This window comes from Actinoplanes sp. NPDC051537, from assembly GCF_055586105.1.
The window spans coordinates 156,298-172,690 of the sequence record NZ_JBVJIU010000024.1 but is presented as its reverse complement, the minus strand read 5'-3'; the positions used below and the strand labels follow the sequence as shown (position 1 = coordinate 172,690).

The 16,393-nt window shown below is 72.4% G+C and carries 14 protein-coding genes; 9 read left to right on the top strand and 5 right to left on the bottom strand.

The annotated features are described in order from the left end of the window. Positions 1-129 precede the first annotated feature (129 nt). From ACZ6TB_RS42765 to ACZ6TB_RS42745, 5 genes are all read left to right on the top strand, one after another. Positions 130-1,713 carry an alpha/beta hydrolase gene (locus ACZ6TB_RS42765; protein WP_465565573.1) on the top strand — a complete coding sequence of 528 codons (1,584 nt, stop codon included), beginning with the start codon at positions 130-132 and terminating at the stop codon, positions 1,711-1,713. A 230-nt stretch (positions 1,714-1,943) separates the two neighbouring features. Beyond that, positions 1,944-2,531, top strand: coding sequence for a TMEM165/GDT1 family protein (locus ACZ6TB_RS42760; protein WP_465565570.1), 588 nt, complete (start codon positions 1,944-1,946; stop codon positions 2,529-2,531). Between the two features lie 10 nt (positions 2,532-2,541). Next, complete coding sequence (locus tag ACZ6TB_RS42755) at positions 2,542-3,498, top strand: cyclase family protein (protein ID WP_465565567.1); 957 nt, start codon at positions 2,542-2,544, stop codon at positions 3,496-3,498. Then, positions 3,495-4,754, top strand: a complete 1,260-nt coding sequence (locus ACZ6TB_RS42750; protein ID WP_465565564.1) for a tetratricopeptide repeat protein — start codon at positions 3,495-3,497, stop codon at positions 4,752-4,754. The genes ACZ6TB_RS42755 and ACZ6TB_RS42750 overlap by 4 nt, the downstream gene beginning before the upstream one ends. A gap of 28 nt (positions 4,755-4,782) precedes the next feature. Next, the gene (locus tag ACZ6TB_RS42745) at positions 4,783-5,439 is read left to right on the top strand and encodes a tetratricopeptide repeat protein (protein WP_465565561.1); all 657 of its coding nucleotides are present in this window, start codon (positions 4,783-4,785) and stop codon (positions 5,437-5,439) included. On the opposite strand, the gene ACZ6TB_RS42740 is transcribed toward ACZ6TB_RS42745, so the two are convergent. The 3 genes from ACZ6TB_RS42740 to ACZ6TB_RS42730 are packed head-to-tail and all read right to left on the bottom strand — an operon-like array spanning position 5,411 to position 8,197. Further along, positions 5,411-6,454, bottom strand: coding sequence for a lysylphosphatidylglycerol synthase transmembrane domain-containing protein (locus ACZ6TB_RS42740; RefSeq protein ID WP_465565558.1), 1,044 nt, complete (start codon positions 6,452-6,454; stop codon positions 5,411-5,413). The genes ACZ6TB_RS42745 and ACZ6TB_RS42740 overlap by 29 nt on opposite strands. A gap of 19 nt (positions 6,455-6,473) precedes the next feature. Beyond that, positions 6,474-7,679 (bottom strand): TolB family protein, encoded by a 1,206-nt coding sequence (locus ACZ6TB_RS42735; RefSeq protein WP_465565555.1) that lies wholly within the window; start codon positions 7,677-7,679, stop codon positions 6,474-6,476. Next, entirely contained in the window at positions 7,676-8,197 is a 522-nt protein-coding gene (locus ACZ6TB_RS42730; protein ID WP_465565552.1) for a SigE family RNA polymerase sigma factor, read from the bottom strand. Before ACZ6TB_RS42730 ends, ACZ6TB_RS42735 begins: the two co-directional genes overlap by 4 nt. A 295-nt stretch (positions 8,198-8,492) precedes the next feature. Here ACZ6TB_RS42730 and ACZ6TB_RS42725 point away from each other — a divergent pair, with 295 nt between their 5' ends. The 3 genes from ACZ6TB_RS42725 (at position 8,493) to ACZ6TB_RS42715 (ending at position 12,199) form a co-directional block, all read left to right on the top strand. Continuing rightward, positions 8,493-9,779: an NAD(P)/FAD-dependent oxidoreductase gene (locus ACZ6TB_RS42725; RefSeq protein WP_465565549.1), complete on the top strand. Its 1,287-nt coding sequence runs from the start codon at positions 8,493-8,495 to the stop codon at positions 9,777-9,779. 111 nt (positions 9,780-9,890) lie between these two features. Continuing rightward, the gene (locus ACZ6TB_RS42720) at positions 9,891-11,402 is read left to right on the top strand and encodes an MFS transporter (RefSeq protein WP_465565546.1); all 1,512 of its coding nucleotides are present in this window, start codon (positions 9,891-9,893) and stop codon (positions 11,400-11,402) included. Between the two features lie 80 nt (positions 11,403-11,482). After that, complete coding sequence (locus tag ACZ6TB_RS42715) at positions 11,483-12,199, top strand: LamG-like jellyroll fold domain-containing protein (RefSeq protein ID WP_465565543.1); 717 nt, start codon at positions 11,483-11,485, stop codon at positions 12,197-12,199. On the opposite strand, the gene ACZ6TB_RS42710 is transcribed toward ACZ6TB_RS42715, so the two are convergent. Continuing rightward, complete coding sequence (locus ACZ6TB_RS42710; protein WP_465565540.1) at positions 12,196-12,867, bottom strand: type 1 glutamine amidotransferase domain-containing protein; 672 nt, start codon at positions 12,865-12,867, stop codon at positions 12,196-12,198. The two genes, ACZ6TB_RS42715 and ACZ6TB_RS42710, sit on opposite strands and share 4 nt — an antisense overlap. Positions 12,868-12,907: 40 nt before the next feature. After that, complete coding sequence (locus ACZ6TB_RS42705) at positions 12,908-14,131, bottom strand: glycoside hydrolase family 18 protein (RefSeq protein ID WP_465565538.1); 1,224 nt, start codon at positions 14,129-14,131, stop codon at positions 12,908-12,910. A gap of 115 nt (positions 14,132-14,246) precedes the next feature. On the opposite strand from ACZ6TB_RS42705, the gene ACZ6TB_RS42700 reads away from it, so the two are divergent. Continuing rightward, positions 14,247-16,301, top strand: a complete 2,055-nt coding sequence (locus ACZ6TB_RS42700) for an alkaline phosphatase family protein (protein ID WP_465565536.1) — start codon at positions 14,247-14,249, stop codon at positions 16,299-16,301. Positions 16,302-16,393 lie beyond the last annotated feature (92 nt).

Sequence of the window (16,393 nt, the reverse complement as noted above, 5' to 3'; positions counted from 1 at the left end):
CAGGAAGAAAAAGAACCAAAAACCCCCCACCCCCCCCCCCTCCCCCCCCCCCCCTCCTCCCCCCCCCCCCCCCCCCCCCCCCCCCCCCCCCCCGCAGCATATGGGGCGAATCGGACACGAGAGGCGGACATGAGAAGACTTCTGGCGGCGGCGGCCACGGTCGCCCTGGCGGTGACCTGTGCCGCGGCGAGCCCGGCCCAGGCGGACCCGGCGCGCCGCAAGGCCGGGTACCCGCAGCTCACCTGGGGCAAGTGCACCGACCCATCCCTGCTCACGCGCAAGGCCGACTGCGGCTTCGTGACCGTGCCGATCGACTACAAGAAGCCGGACGGGCCGACCCTTCAGCTGGCCATCTCGCGGATCAAGCACACCGTCCCGGAGGCCAAGTATCAGGGCGTCATGCTGGTCAACCCGGGCGGGCCGGGGGCGAAGGGACAGGGCCTCGCGGTGCTCGGGTCGCTGGTCCCGAACGGCGCGGGTGACGCGTACGACTGGATCGGTTTCGACCCCCGCGGTGTCGGCGCCAGCAAGCCGCAACTGAGCTGCGACAGCGACTACGCGGGCTACCGGCGGCCGGAGTACGTGCCGAGCACGACCGCGATCGAGACGGCCTGGCTCAAGCGCGCCGAGGGTTACGCCCAGGACTGCGCGAAGGCCGGCGGGCCGCTGCTCGACCACCTCAAGACCCAGGACAGCGCGCGCGACATGGAGAGCATCCGGCTCGTGCTGGGCGCCACGCAGATCAACTTCTACGGCTTCTCGTACGGGACCTACCTCGGCCAGGTCTACGCGACCATGTACCCGTCGCGGGTCCGCCGGATGGTCCTCGACGGCGTCGTGAACCCGTCCCGCGTCTGGTACGACTCGAACCTCGACCAGGACATCGCGTTCGACCGGAACATCAAGATCTACTTCAACTGGGTCGCGAAGTACGACCGGATCTACCACCTCGGCCGCACCGGCCGGGCCGTGGCGAAGCGCTTCTACGCCGAGCGGGCGAAGCTGGCCGCCAAGCCGGCCGGCGGCGCGATCGGCCCGTCCGAGCTCACCGACGTCTTCCTGCAGGCCGGCTACTACGTCTTCGGCTGGGAAGAGATCGCGCAGGCCTTCGCCGCGTGGGTCGGCAAGCACGATCCGGCGCCGCTGAAGAAGCTCTACGACAAGAACAACCCGCAGGAGAAGGGCGCCGACAACGGGTACGCGATCTACCTGGGCGTGCAGTGCACCGACGCGCCGTGGCCGGTGAGCTGGACGAAGTGGCGCTCGGACAACTGGTCGGTGCACCGCCGGGCGCCGTTCGAGACCTGGGCCAACGCCTGGTACAACGCGCCGTGCCGGGACTGGGCGGCCGAGCCCGGCGTCCCGACGTACGTCTCCGGCGAGACCGTGCCGCCGATCCTGCTGATGAGCGAGACGCTGGACGCGGCCACCCCGTTCGACGGCGCCCTCGAGACCCGCAAGCGGTTCCCGCGCTCGGCGCTGATCGAGGGGGTCAACGGCACCACGCACGCCGGCTCGCTCTTCGGCGACGAGTGCGTCGACGACACGATCGCCGCCTACCTGGCGACCGGCGCGCTGCCCAAGCGACTCAAGGGCGAGCGCTCGGACAAGCGCTGCCCGGCGATCATGAAGCCGAACCCGGCCAACGGCGCCTCCGGCAAGAGGGCCGCCGACCCGCGGGCCGAGGTGGAGCGGATGCTCATGGCTCGGTGACTCCGGCCACGTACCGGCCGGATGTCCGGGGTGCGCCCGGTATGCTGGATCTCGCGAAGGGGAGTAGCTCCCAATGTCGCGGTCGACATACTGGCGTCGCTTTTCCGGGCGTCCGGCCGCGCGGCCTCGGTTCCCGGGGCGAGCGAGACCTTCGACTTGGCTTGTCACACGACGGCCGGGTCGAGGTCGCCCTGCGCCCCTCCTCCCGGCCTAAGCACCGGGAGTTTTTCATGGACGGCTTTCTTGCGGCGCTCACCCTCAGCTTCGCGGTCATCTTCGTCGCCGAGCTCGGCGACAAGTCGCAGCTGATGGCGCTGACCTTCGCCACCCGCTTCAAACCGGTGCCCGTGCTGATCGGCATCACCGTGGCCACCGCCGTCGTGCACGCGGTCTCGGTGGGCATCGGCTACGGGCTCGGCGCCACCCTGCCCACGGGCTGGATCTCGCTGATCGCCGGCCTCGCGTTCCTCGTCTTCGGCGCCTGGACGCTGCGCGGCGACAAGCTCACCGACGACGAGAAGGACAAGGCTTCCCGTACGACCGGGTCCGCCATCCTCGCCGTCGGCGGCGCGTTCTTCCTGGCCGAACTGGGCGACAAGACGATGCTGGCGACGATCACGCTGGCCACCCAGCACGGCTGGTTCGGCACGTGGCTGGGCTCGACCATCGGCATGGTCGCGGCCGACGCGCTGGCCATTCTGGTCGGCCGCATGCTCGGCCGGCACCTGCCGGAGAAGGTCATCAAGTACGGCGCCGCCGCGCTCTTCGCTATCTTCGGCATCTGGCTGATCGTGGAAGCCATCATCGACCTGCGATAGGGGACCAGCCGTGCTGCAGTACCGGGCGGAGCTCGACGCCGCCGTCACCCTCGTCAGCGGCGGCAGCGTGCGGGCCAGCGGCCTGTGCGTGGACGTGCCGCACGCCGACGTCACCCAGGCCGAGATCGCCATGTTGCTGGTGGCCTCGCTGGGTCTGCGCGACGTCGAGCGGGTCGACCTCGACGCGGTCCGGGTGTTCGCCGAGCCGGCCGTCACGGTCGGGGTCCGGTCGGCGGTCCGCCGGCGGTACGTCGAGCTCAGCCACGTCGTGGGCGACGGCCTCACCACCTATCCGGGCCTGCCCGCACCGGTGATCAGCCCGCACCTGACCTGGGCCGACTCGCGTTCGCGCTACGCGCCGGGCACCGAGTTCAGCATGGAACGGATCGAGATGATCGGGCAGACCGGCACCTATCTCGACAGCCCGCGGCACCGCTACGCCGACGGCGCCGACCTGGCCGGCCTGCCCCTCGAACGGCTCGCCGACCTGCCCGCCGTCGTGGTGCGCATCGCCGGGACGGGACGCCGGGCGGTCGAGGCGAGCGACCTCGAGCCGCTCAACCTGGCCGGGCACGCGGTGCTGCTGCACACCGGCGGCGACCGGCATTTCGGCACCCCGGAGTACGCGGTGGACGCGCCCTATCTCACCCGGGACGCGGCCCGCCTGCTGGTCGAGCGCGGGGCCGGGCTGGTCGGCATCGACTCGATCAACATCGACGACACGTCCGCGGCGACCGGCGGGGAGCGGCCCGCGCACACCGAGCTGCTGGCCGCCGGCATCCCGATCGTCGAGCACCTCACCGGCCTCGGCGAGCTGCCGCCGACCGGCGCCCGGTTCACCGCCGCGCCGCCCCGGATCAGCGGGGTCGGCACGTTCCCGGTCCGCGCGTTCGCCGTGATGCCCTACTTCGAACCCCACGACCACACGCGCTCGGCCGGCTGGCTCCCCACGCAAAGTCAGCCGTGAACGACACCGGCACCGCGGTCTCGATGGCGGCGGTGCAGTTCCAGCGCGGGGACGCCGGCGCCGCGGCCGAGCTGCTCGGCCCGGTGCTGGTCGCCGAGCCGGACAACGTGCGCGCCCTGGTGCTGATGACCCACGCGCAGCTCGCCCTCAAGAAGCCCGACCTCGCCTACCGGGCCGCCCACCACGCGGTGCTGGTCGCGCCCGAGTCGGCCGAGGCGCTGGGCGCGCTGAGCCGGGCCTACACCGGGCTCGACCGGCACGACGAGGCGGTCGAGGTGGCACGCCGGGCCGTGCAGCTGGAGCCGGAGAACGCCTACCGGCACAACCGGCTGGCCTGGGCGCTGCTCGGCGACGGCCGGCGCGGCGTCGAGGCCGAGCACGCGGCGCGGCGGGCGGTCCAGCTCGATCCGAACGAGGCCGACTTCCGGATCACGTACGCGATGGTGATGAAGCAGCTCGACTACGCCGACCGGGCCCGGCAGGCGCTGCGGGACGCGCTCGCCCTCGAGCCGGACAACGCGGTCGCTCAGCACGAGCTCGCCACCATCGACGTCGTGCACCGCAACCCGTTCGCGCTGGCCCGGCTCGCCCGGGGCGCGAGCGGCCTGGCCGGCGCCCTGCGGGCCGACCCGCGGCAGCAGGCCAGCCGGTTCATGCTCGACGTGGCGCTGCGCCGGTTCCTGGTCTACACGGCCGTGCTGCTGGCCATCCTCGCCTACGTCGGCTGGCGGATGACGGCGTTCTCGGTCGGCGGCGCGCGGGTGCTGGCCGGTGTCGCCGCGCTCGCCCCGGTGGCGTTCGCGGCCTACTTCGTGGCCCGGCTCGACCGGTCGCTGCGCGCGTACCTGCTCGCCGTGCTCACCCAGGGCCGGCAGCGGATCGCCGCGATCGGCGCCGCGCTCTGCCTCGCCCTGCTGCTGGCCGCGACCGTCGCCCCGGCCGACTCGCTGCCCTGGCTGCTCGGCGTCGCCGCGGTCGGCGGGTTCGCGGTCCGGCTGCTCACCGTCTCGGCCACGAACGCGCACGTGCGCTCGGCCGGCGTCGGGAAGCAGGCCGACCGGGTGACCACCGCGCTGTGGTGGGCGGTGATCGTGTTCATGCTCGCCGCGATCGTGCTCGAGATCGCCGCCACCAACGCCCGGTGGTGGATGTCGATCGCCGCGCTCGTGCTGGTGGCGGCCGCGGTCGGCTGCTTGATCGTGATCGTGCGGCGCCGCCGGGGCCGTCGGAAGGGATTCCGCGGAATTCGCCCCTGAAATCCGGCAAATCGCCGAAGATGAGGCTATGTTCCCCGACCCCGCTCCGCCCCCGGCGGTCTCGGATCGGACTCAGCTGGGGATCGCCCGGGCCGTCGCGCAGTTCGAGCGGATGGACCCGGCCCAGGCGGTGGCCGCGCTGGAGCCGGCACTCGCCGCGGACCCGGCCTCGGTCGAGGGCTGGAACCTGATGGCCCGGCTGCGGCTGGCGCTCGACGAGAACCCGGCCGCGCTCGACGCCGCCACCAAGGCCATCGCGCTGGCCCCGGAGAACGCGCGGGCGCTGGCCACGGCGAGCCGTGCGCTGAGCCAGATGGGCCGGCACGACGAGGCGGTCACGATGGCGTACCGCGCGGTGGTGGTCGAGCCGGAGAACCCGCAGTGGCACGACCGGGTGGCGTGGGCGCTGCTCTCCGCCGACCGCGGGTTCGCCGACGCCGAGCAGGCCGCGCGCACGGCGATCGGGCTCGACCCGAACGAGCCGCACTACTACTTCACGCACGGGGTGGCGCTGGAGTCGCTCGGCCACCTCGACCAGGCCCGGCAGGCGCTGCTCACGTCGCTGCGGATGAACCCGGAGAACCCGGTGGCCCAGCATCGGCTCGCGGTGCTCAACGGCGAGGCCGCCCGCGAGACCGAGCCCAAGAAGCGCGGCTTCAAGCTGTTCGGGCGGAAGAAAGCCTGATCGCGAGCCAGACCAGCCAGCCCAGCCCGATGATGAAGCCGAAGCTGATCAGGCGATAGAGGACCACGGCGGCGACCGCGTACGGCCCGGCCAGCCCGCCGGCGACCAGGCCGAGGATCAGCGCGCCGTCGACCACGCCCAGCCCGCCGGGAACGATCGGCAGGCTGGCGGCGGCCATCCCGGCGCAGTAGGCGATCACCAGGCTCACCGGGTTGACGTCCTGCACACCCACCGCCACGCAGCACATCCACAGGCAGAGCGCGTCGAACAGCCAGTTCAGCAGCGCCAGCAGCACCGCGACGGCGAACGCGACCGGGTGCACCCGCACCTCGCGCAGCTGGGTCACGAAGCCGAGCAACCGGTCGCGGCCGTGCTCGGGCGGGCGGCGGCGGGCCTTGTTGACGGCGCTCAGGACGGCGCGAACCGGGCGATCCAGCCACTCGGGGTGCTCGGCCAGCAGGCGTACGCCGAACGCGATCACCACCGCCACCACCGCGTAGATGGCCAGCGTGTGCCAGCTCCCGGCATCCCGGGCGAGCAGGCCGACGACCGCCCCGATCACCACGAGCGCGCCGGTGGAGAGCACGCCGCTGAGCGCGACGCACCAGGAGGCCACCGCCGCCGACGCGCCGAAGCGGCGGAGCTGCTGGAAGTTGAATGTCGAGGAGAAGACCGGGCCGCCGGGCAGGGTGGCGCTGAGCGAGTGCGCCGCGTAGGCGGTGGCCACGTGCTTGCGAACGCTGACCCGGGTGCCGGCGCCGCGCAGCAGCGCGCGCTGCATCCGGGCGTAGGTGCCCATCGAGGCGATCTCGGCCAGCACCGCGAACGCCACCCAGTTCCAGCGCGGCGTGCGCAGCTGGGTGAACGCCCCGGTCAGCGCCGGCCAACCGAAGATCAATTCGACGCCGAGGATGAGCAGCACGATGCCGGCCACCACCGGACCCCGCCGCCACCAGGGCGGACGTGCGCCGGCCGGGGGCCGGACGGTCCCGGACGGCACGGCCATCACCACCATGCTGACACCCGGGCGGGTCTCAGCGGGTGTACGCCAGCAAATCGAGATCTCGTACGGCGGCCGGCTCGACCGCCTGGACCAGCAGCGTGCCCGCGGGCGTGAACAGCGACAGCCGGGTCTCGTCGTCGTGCCGGGTGCGCACCAGGAGGTTGCCGTCCGGGGCGAAGATCGCGCCCACCACGCTCCCGGTCACCGGCAGCGGCAGCACGTCCCCGGTGATCGTGTCGACCACGGCGTCGCCGGTGTCCGGCCCGTCGGCGCCGAGCTGCCCGGTGGTCTGCAGCTGCACGGTGACGTGGTCGCCGGTGGCGTCGACGCTGGTCGGCTTGCAGGCCGCGAGGCCGTCCGGGTTGTCCACCGGCCGCAGGTCGCCGATCACCGGCACCGTCGAGTCCGAGTCGCCGGCCGCCACCTTGAGCCCGCAGTACGTGGTCGCGTACACGAGCTTGTTGCCGTCGCCCGACCAGCGGAAATGCCGTCCGTCGGCGAGGTCGGCGGCGAGCGGGGTGAGCGTGCGGGTGCCGACCTGGAGGACGGCCGGGGTGCTGGCGTTGACCAGCAGGCGGGCGCCGTCGGGGGACCAGGCGGGGGCCTGGGCCGCGGTGCTGACGCCGGTCGCGACCTCCTCGGTCGGGGCGTTTTCGGTCCGCGCCCGGTTGGTCCGGGCGATCAGCAGAGTGCTGCCCTGGGCGTACGCGATGTTCTTGCCGTCCGGAGAGATGCCGACCGGGGAGGGCGCCTTGGCGAGCACGGTGTCGACGTCGCCGTCGGCGGGTGACAGGCGCACGACGTCGGGCGGGATGGTCGCCTGCTGGTAGAAGACGTGTCCGGGCAGGTCGGTGAGCGCGCGCGACTCGGGCTCGGGCGTGGGCTTGGCCGGCGGCGGCTGGTTCTTGTGGCGCTTTCCGGGCTTGGTCGCGGCGCTGCTGCGGTGCGTCGGCACCGGCCCGTGGTGGGTGATCGAGGGCAGCGGCACCGGCTCGGGGTCGATCATCGTGGCCGGCGACGAGCGCAGCGCGAGCGGCGGCGCCTCGGCGGCCTTGTCGTCCGGCAGCCGCCACAGGCCGCTGGCCAGCAGCCCGATCGCGACCAGGGCCGCGGCCGTGCCGACCGTGGCCTCGCGGCGGGCGATGCGGCGGGACCGGCGGACGGCCCGGTCGTAGAGATCGGCCGGCTCGACCACGTCGGCCAGCTCGTGCAGCGAGGTGCGCAGCTCGTCGGTCATCGCTGCTGCTCCGTCGTGAGCACGCGCAGATCGGGCACGAGCGTGCGGAGCCGGTCCAGGGCCCGGCCGGTCTGCGTCTTGACCGTGCTGACCGAGACGCCGAGCAGCTGGGCCGCCTCGGCCTCGGTGTGATCCTCGAAGAAGCGCAGCACGATCACGGCGCGTTGCTTGGCGGTGAGCGCGAGCAGGGCCCGGCGCAGGGCGATCCGCTGGACCGTCTCCTCGGCCATGTCTTGAGCCGGCCCAGCTTGGCCGGCCTCGATTTCCCCGGGAAGGACCTCGGCCACCTTCGGACGCCGCCAGAGGGAGACCTGGGCGTGGTACATGACCTTCCGGGCGTACGCCTCGGCATGCTCCGGTTTCTCCAGGCGGAGCCAGGCCCGGTGGGTGCGCGCGAGCGCCTCCTGAACGAGATCTTCCGCCAGGTGCTGATCTCCGGTCAAAAGGTACGCCGAGCGCAACAATGCGTGCGTCCGCGTGCGGACGAAATGCGCATAGTCGGCCTCTCGGGCGTCCATTTCCAGGTGTCCGATCGGGGGGTAGCGGGAAACGTGAGCGTACCCACGCGGTTCAACTACCGCGATGGCACTCACGTCTCCCCCTCCCGCCTTGATCGCCCCAGCAACCCGTGGGCCCCGTCGCTCGATGCCTCCCCGTGTGGGCACCGCCCGACACATAACCAGACGCCGATATGTGGCCCGGCGGGCGACGGCCGTTCGGCCGATTTCCCGGATCGTCCGAACGGCCATGAGTCAGCGTCCGGCGGCTTCGTTCGCTAGCGTCGAGAGACGCGTGCGGAAACGGAGGACCGGCATGGCACGTCCCCGGATCGTGATCGTCGGCGCCGGCTTCGCGGGCTTCACCGTGGCCCGCAAGCTCGCCAAGCTGTCCCGCGGCAGCGCCGAGATCGTCATCATCAACCCGACCGACTACTTCCTCTACCTGCCGTTGCTGCCCGAGGTGGCGACCGGCCTGCTCGAGCCGCGGCGGGTCACCGTCTCGCTCAACGCCGCGCTGCCCGGCGCCCGGCTGATCCTCGGCAACGTCGACGACTTCGACCTGGACGGCCGCACGGTCAGCTACACCGACCCCGAGGGCGGCCACGGCCGGATCGGCTACCACCGGCTGGTCATCGCCGTCGGCAGCGTCAACAAGCTGCTGCCGGTGCCCGGCCTGACCGAGCACGCGCACGGCTTCCGCGACATGGGCGAGGCGCTCTACCTACGCGACCACATCACCCGGCAGATCGAGATGGCCGGCAACGCCACCGACGAGACCGAGCGGCAGGCCCGCTGCACGTTCGTGGTGGCCGGCGCCGGCTACACCGGCACCGAGGTCGCGGCGCAGGGCGTGCTCTACACGAAAGACCTGGTCGAGTCGTGGTCCGACCTGCGCGGACGGCCGCGGTGGCTGCTCGTGGACACGGCCGACCGGGTACTGCCGTCGCTCGACCACCGGCTGGCCGAGGCGTCCGACGCGGTGCTGCGCGAGCGCGGCGTCGAGATCCTCACCAAGACCAGCGTGCAGGAGGCGAGCGGGGACGGCGTGCTGCTGTCGACCGGGGAGTACGTGCCGACGAGGTCGCTGATCTGGTGCGTCGGGGTGCGGCCCGACCCGCTCGTCGACCACATCGGACTCGACACCCGCGAGGGCCGCCTGGTCGTCGACGAGTTCCTGAACGTGCCGGGATATCCCGACGTCTACGCGATCGGCGACGCGGCGGCGGTGCCCGACCTGACCATGCCGGGCGAGCTGACCGGGATGACCGCCCAGCATGCCGTACGCCATGGGGTCACCGCGGCACGAAACATCGCCGCCTCGTACGGCCGGGGGCGGCGTCGCGCGTACAAGCACCATGATCTTGGTTTCGTCGTTGATCTTGGTGGGCTGGACTCGGCGGCCAATCCGCTCGGCGTGCCGATCAAGGGGTTGCCGGCCAAGGCGGTCACGCGCGGCTATCACCTGCTGTCGATGCCCGGGAACCGGGTGCGGGTGGCCGGTGACTGGCTGCTCGGCGCGATCCTCGGCCGGCAGGGCGTCCAGCTCGGACTCGTGCCCGGCGAGGCCGTTCCGCTGGACAGCGAGAAACCGGAGACGTAGGACACATCAATTGTGCGAGCAGCGTCTCACTTCCCTGCTCAAGCGGCGTTTTTCGATTTCCGGATACATATGATCGCGCTTTAACGGGGTCTCTCCGGGAAAGGGCGATTCATGTCCCTCGCCGCAGCAGAATTGTCCGACGCGAAACCGTCGAACGAGCCGCATCCGCAACGCTGGGTAGCGCTCGGGGTCATTGCCATCGCGCAACTGATGGTCGTTCTCGACGCGACCATCGTGAACATCGCACTACCCAGCGCGCAGAAGGCGCTGGACATTTCGGACGCCGACCGGCAGTGGGTGATCACCGCCTACACGCTGGCCTTCGGCGGCCTGTTGTTGCTCGGCGGCCGGATCTCCGACTACTGGGGACGCAAGCGCACGTTCATGGTCGGCGCGGTCGGCTTCGCGGCCGCCTCGGCCCTCGGCGGCCTGGCCACCAGCGGCGCCATGCTGTTCGCGGCGCGGGCGCTGCAGGGCGCGTTCGGCGCGCTGCTGGCCCCGGCCTCGCTGGCCCTGCTCACGGTGCTGTTCACCGAGGCGCGGGAGCGGGCCAAGGCGTTCGCCGTCTACGGCGCGATCGCGGGTGGCGGCTCGGCCGTCGGCCTGCTGCTCGGCGGCGTGCTCACCGAGTACGCGAACTGGCGCTGGTGCCTGCTGGTGAACATCCCGGTGGCGTTGGTGGCGCTCGCGCTGGCCATCCCGCTGGTGCCGGAGAGCCGGGCGCACGGCGACACCACGTACGACATCCCGGGCGCGATCGTGGTCACCCTCGGTCTCGCCTCGCTGGTCTACGGCTTCACCGAGGCCGCGAAGCCGGACGAGGGCTGGGGCTCGCCGACGACGCTGGGCTTCATCGCGGCCGGCGTGGTGCTGCTCGCCGTCTTCATCGTGCTCCAGCGCCGGACCCGCAACCCGCTGCTGCCGCTGCGGATCCTGGCCGACCGCAACCGCGGCGGCGCGTACATCACCTCGGCGCTGGTCGGCGCCGGCCTGTTCGGCGCGTTCCTGTTCCTGACCCTCTACCAGCAGAACGTGCTGGGCTACACGCCGCTCAAGGCCGGCTTCGCGTCGCTGCCGGTGACCGTCGGCGTGCTGGTCTCGGCGGTAGCGGCGAGCAACCTGCTGCCCCGGGTGGGCGCCAAGCCGCTCATGATCATCGGCCCGGTCCTGGCGGCGGCCGGCATGATCGCGCTGCGGTTCATCGACCTCGACACCTCGTTCTGGGCGCACCTGATGCCGGCCCAGGTCCTGCTCGGCCTCGGGCTCGGCTTCACCTTCGTGCCGCTGTCCAGCCTGGCCCTGGTCGGGGTGCCCGAGCACGACGCGGGCGCGGCGAGCGCGGCGCTGAACGCGACCCAGCAGGTCGGCGGCTCGCTCGGCACGGCGTTGCTGAACACGATCGCGACCAGCGCCATCACCGCGTACGCGGCGAGCCACCTGCCGTCGGCGAAGTCGCCCGCCGAGGGGCAGCAGATCGGACTGCTCGCCCAGATCGACGGCTACTCGGCGGCGTTCACCTGGGCGGCCGTGATGATCCTGCTGGCGGCCGTGGTGTCCGCCGTCTTCATCAAGGTGCGGAAGTCGGACCTGCCGACCGAGGGCGCGGCCGCGCACCTGGGTTAAGCCGTTCAGCCAGCCATGATCGGCTGGTTCGCGGCCCGGATGTCCCCTCGGACATAAGTGTCACAAGTGATAATCCAGGCATGCGATCCAGGTGGTTCGGCGTGCTTCTCGCGGTCGCCGCCGTGCCCGGACCGGCGGCGGCCGCGACCGTCGTGCCGGATCCGGGCGTGGTCACGGCCCGCTACACGTTCAACGGGCGGTCCGGCGCGATCCTCGACGAGTCGGGGCACGGGCACACGCTCTCGGTGATCTCCGGGCACGGCGGCTCGGTCCGGTCGGTGGTGCACGGGCAGGGGACGGCGCTCGCCTTCCCCGCCCACTGCGCGACCCGGGGCTGCCCGCACGTGGCCCTGCAGACCCCGAGCTCGGGCGATCTGAATCCGGGGACGCGCGACATCGCGTACGGCGCCGATGTCCTGATCTTGCCGGGGCACACCAGCAAGGGGCAGAACATCGTGCAGAAGGGCTACTCGACCACCAGCAGCCAGTGGAAGCTCCAGGTCGACGGCGTCGCCGGGCGGCCCAGCTGCGTGCTGGTCGACGACAAGAAGCCGGCCATCCGGGTGGTGACCAGCTCGGTGAGCGTGGCCGACGGCCGCTGGCACGCCGTCGCCTGCCGCCGGGCGGGCACCACGCTCACCGTGCTGGTCGACGACGTCCCGCGCGGCGCCGCCACGGTTCCGGCCAAGCTCACGGTCACCAACAACCGCCCACTGAGCATCGGTGGCAAGGGCGCCTTCGCCGACAACGACCAGTTCAACGGCGCCCTCGACAACGTCTGGGTCGAGATCGGCTAGTCCTTGAGCGCCGCCAGCACCTCCGCGCCCACGCCCGCCGCGCTCGCCGGGTTCTGGCCCGTCACCAGGCGGCCGTCGCGCACCACCTTGGGCTTCCAGTTCGGGCCGGCCTGGTGCCGGGCGCCGCGCTCCTCGAGCCGGGACTGCAGCGGGAACGGCACGACGCTCGTCAGCCCGACCGCCTCCTCCTCGGCGTTGGTGAACGCGGACACCTGCTTGCCGTCCACGAGGTGGGTGCCGTCCCGCAGCGTGACGTCGACCAGCCCGGCCGGCCCGTGACAGACCGCGCCGACCACGCCGCCGCCCTCGTAGACGTCCCGGATCAGCCCGCGCAGCGCCGGGTCGCCGGGGAAGTCCCACATCGTGCCGTGCCCGCCGGCGAGAACGACCGCGTCATAGGCGGCCGGGTCGGCGTCGCGCACCGGCCGGGTGGCGGCCAGCTCGTCGGCGGTCTCGGCGAGGAACCGCTTCTGCACCGGGTCGTCCCCGTCCTCCCCGTCCCGCGGCGGCTCCCCGCCGGCGATCGACAGCAGATCGACGGAGTAGCCGGCGTCGACGAACTCGGCCCAGGGGTGAGCGGCCTCGCCCACGTAGTAGCCGGTGGTGCGCCCGGTGTCGCCCAGCTTGTCGTGGCTGGTCAGCACGATCGCAATCTTCTTCGTGGCCATCGCATGCCTCCTTGGCGTCCCACCCATCATGCCGCCGCGCTCAGGAAGTCTCCGCCAACCCGGACGCCAGAGCGCTGAGCAGGTCCGAGTGCGAGGTGTCACCGGAGAGCTCCCAGGCGAAGGCGCCACCCAGGGACTTGCTCCTCGCGTACGCCATCTTCGCCTTGATGGTCTGCGGGGTGTCGTAGGACCACCACTGGGTGCCGCAGTGGGCGTAAGCCGTACCGCCGATCGTGCCGGTCGGGGGGCAGCGCGTCGCCAGCACCTCGTAGTCCTCGAGGCCCTTCTCGTAGCGTCCGTCGGCCGGGCCGGTCCCGGTGCTGCCGGGCGCGGACGAGGTGACGCCGGTCCAGCCGCGGCCGTAGAACGGGATGCCGAGCAGGACCTTCGCCGCCGGCACGCCCGCGGCCAGCAGCTCGTCGATGGTCGCGGTGGCGTTGGCCGACGCGCGCGGGATGCCGGCGTACGCGCTCAGCGCCGCCTGCGGCTCGACCCGGTGCGAATCGGCCGAGTCGCCCCCGCCGCCTCCGTCGCCGCTGGTGCCGAAGTAGTCGTAGGTCATCGCGCTCAGCCAGTCGGCATGGCGGGACGCGGCCAAGTAGTCGGCTTTGTGAAGCTTGCCGTTATCGGCCGGCACCGCCGCCGTGACCAGCGCCCGCGGGCCGAACGCCGAGCGCAGCGCGCCGAGCACCCGAGCCAGGCCGTCGGGGCCGCTCGTGTCGCAGGTCAGGCCGCATGCGTTGGGGTACTCCCAGTCGACGTCGACGCCGTCGAACAGCCCGGCCCACCGCGGGTCGTCGACCAGCGCCTGGCAGGACGCGGCGAACGCCTGCGGGTCGCGGGCCGCCTCGGTGAAGCCCGCGGAGCCGTTCCAGCCGCCGAACGACCAGATCACCCGGAGGCCGGGGTGCTTGGCCTTGAGCTTGCGCAGCTGCCCGAAGTTGCCCTTGAGCGCGTCGGTGGGCGGGTCGGCGACCCCGTCCACACTGTCCCCGGCCGGCATCGTCTTCTGGTAGTCGGCCCAGGGGTCGGCGGCGGCGCACCGGCCACCGGCGACCGTGCCGAACGCGTACACCAGATGGGTGAGCTTGTTCGCCGCCCCGCCGGTGTCGAGATCTTTCACCTGGAAGTCGCGGCCGTAGACCCCCCAGTCGGTGAAGTACCCGACGGTCTTCAAGGTGGCGGCCTTCTTGACCAGCGGTGCCGAAGGTGCCGAACAGGCGAAGAGGGCGAGGGGCAGCAGAAGTACGAGCAGACGGCGCACCGGGCCGAAGCTAGCCCCCGCCGGGGCGCGAAGAGCATGTCTTTCCCTCGATCGGGTGTGGGTGATTCCGGGCACCATGGGCCCCCCGATCCGACGCCTGTGCGATCGTTTTCCCGTGGCCGTCAGCCCGTTCGAGCCCCCGCCGCCGCCCGTCCGGGACGTGCGCGCTGAGCTGCGTGCCCTGTTCAGCCCCCGGCGGATCCTCAACCGGCTGCGGGCCGTGCTGCGCAGCGCGGTGGTCACCTTCGTGGTGCTGACCGCGACGCTGTGGCTGATGCCGGGGGTCGCCAGCTCCGACATCGTGGACACGCTGGGTCTCGTGCTGCTGGTCGCCGCCGTCGGCGCCGTGCTGCGGCCGCTGCTGCTGGCCGGCATCGTGGCGCTGGGCGGGTGGGGCGCGATGCTGTTCGGCGTCGTCGCCCAGATCGCGGTGATCGTGGTGGCGCTCGAGCTCGACCCGGCCGAACGGATCAGCGGCCTGCCGTCGCTGGTCATCGCCGCGATCCTGGCCGTGGTCTTCGCCGCGATCATCGACTGGATGCTCGACAGCGGCACCGACGACACGTTCGTCCGGGAGGCCAAGCGGCTCATGCGCGGGGTGCGGCGGCGGCAGGCACGGCAAGCCGGCGGGCCGTTGCTGACCCTGCGGCGGCCCCGGGCGGGCACCGAGCCGGGCCTGCTGATGGTCCAGTTCGACGGGCTGTCCGAGCCGGTGCTGCGCTGGGCGGTGCGGGCCGGGAACCTGCCGACGCTCGGGCACTGGCTGCGCTCGGGGAGCCACAGCATGCGCGGCTGGCACACCGGGCTGCCGTCGACCACGCCGGCGTCGCAGGCCGGGATCCTGCACGGCGCGACCCGGCAGATCCCGGGCTTCCGCTGGTACGAGAAGGACACCGGCAAGCTGATGGTCTCGAACCGGCCGCGGGACGCCGCGGTCATCGAGCCCCGGCTCAGCGACGGTCGCGGCCTGCTCCGCGACGGCGGCGTGAGCATCGGCAACGCGTTCAGCGGCGACGCCTCGGTCAGCCTGCTCACGGTCAGCCACGCGGCGCTGCCCGGCCGGTCGGCGCGGGGCTGGGCGGCGTTCATGGCCTCCCCGTACGGCTTCACCCGCGCGATCGTGCTCGGCGTCGGCGAGGTCATCACCGAGCTGCACCAGGCCCGCCTCCAGCGCCGCCGCAACCTGCTGCCTCGGGTGAGCCGCTCCGGCGCGTTCCTGGCGCTGCGGCCGGCCTCGATGCTGCTGCGGGACGTGAACGTCTCGCTGATCGCCGAGCAGATGGCCCGCGGGGCCCCGGCCGTCTACTGCGACCTGGTCGACTACGACGAGGTGGCGCACCACGCCGGCCCGGCCCGGCCGGAGTCGATGCGGCAGCTGGAGAGCCTCGACCGGATGCTCGGCGTGCTCGAGCGGCTCGCGCCCGAGGCGGCCCGGCGCTACCACATCGTGGTGCTCTCCGATCACGGGCAGAGCCAGGGCGCGACCTTTCGGCAGCGCTACGGCGAGACGCTGGACGAGCTGGTGGAACGGCTGTCGGGGGAGGTGGCCGTCGACCCGAAGGAGGACAGCGAGCAGCCGCCGTTGCTCGTCGTCTCCTCGGGCAACCTGTCGCTGCTGTATCTGACCCGGTTCGGCCACCGGCTGACCCGCTCCGAGATCGACCGGTCCCACCCGCTGCTGATCCCCGGGCTCGCCGCGCATCCAGGCGTCGGGCTGGTCGTGGTGCGCGACGAGGACGGCCCGGTGGCGATCGGCACGTCCGGCGTGCACCGGCTGCGCGACAACACCGTCGAGGGCGTCGACCCGCTGCTGCCGTACGGCCCGCACGCCCGCGCCGACCTGCTGCGGCACCAGGAGTCGCAGCACGTCGGCGACCTGGTGCTGATCAGCTGCGTGGACCCGGTCACCGAGGAGGTGGCCGCGTTCGAGGAGCTGGTCGGCTCGCACGGCGGGCTCGGCGGCTGGCAGACCGAGGCGGTGCTCGTGCACCCGGCGCGCTGGCCGATCGCCCGCCCCGAGCTGAACGGCGCCGACGCCGTGCACTTCCAGCTGGTCGAGTGGCTGAACATGCTCGGCCTGCGTACCCAGTCGCTGGCGGCGGACGTCGAGGCGGCCGCCCTGGAAGCGACCGAAGACGTGCCGAGACTTTCCCGCGTGCACGACGGTTAGGGATTTGTGCCCAAAATCCTGATCGCCGGACTCGTCGCGCTGGCCACTCTTCTCTTCGGTCTTCCAGCACGGGCGACAGCCGGCGGGGATCG

Bases quoted from the DNA above. Each gene is read 5' to 3' on its own strand.
- ACZ6TB_RS42715 (WP_465565543.1), top strand. From the start codon at position 11,483: ATGCGATCCAGGTGGTTCGGCGTGCTTCTCGCGGTCGCCGCCGTGCCC.
- ACZ6TB_RS42725 (WP_465565549.1), top strand. From the start codon at position 8,493: ATGGCACGTCCCCGGATCGTGATCGTCGGCGCCGGCTTCGCGGGCTTC.
- ACZ6TB_RS42745 (WP_465565561.1), top strand. From the start codon at position 4,783: ATGTTCCCCGACCCCGCTCCGCCCCCGGCGGTCTCGGATCGGACTCAG.
- ACZ6TB_RS42720 (WP_465565546.1), top strand. From the start codon at position 9,891: ATGTCCCTCGCCGCAGCAGAATTGTCCGACGCGAAACCGTCGAACGAG.
- ACZ6TB_RS42730 (WP_465565552.1), bottom strand. From the start codon at position 8,197: ATGGACGCCCGAGAGGCCGACTATGCGCATTTCGTCCGCACGCGGACG.
- ACZ6TB_RS42740 (WP_465565558.1), bottom strand. From the start codon at position 6,454: ATGGTGGTGATGGCCGTGCCGTCCGGGACCGTCCGGCCCCCGGCCGGC.
- ACZ6TB_RS42735 (WP_465565555.1), bottom strand. From the start codon at position 7,679: ATGACCGACGAGCTGCGCACCTCGCTGCACGAGCTGGCCGACGTGGTC.
- ACZ6TB_RS42760 (WP_465565570.1), top strand. From the start codon at position 1,944: ATGGACGGCTTTCTTGCGGCGCTCACCCTCAGCTTCGCGGTCATCTTC.
- ACZ6TB_RS42710 (WP_465565540.1), bottom strand. From the start codon at position 12,867: ATGGCCACGAAGAAGATTGCGATCGTGCTGACCAGCCACGACAAGCTG.
- ACZ6TB_RS42765 (WP_465565573.1), top strand. From the start codon at position 130: ATGAGAAGACTTCTGGCGGCGGCGGCCACGGTCGCCCTGGCGGTGACC.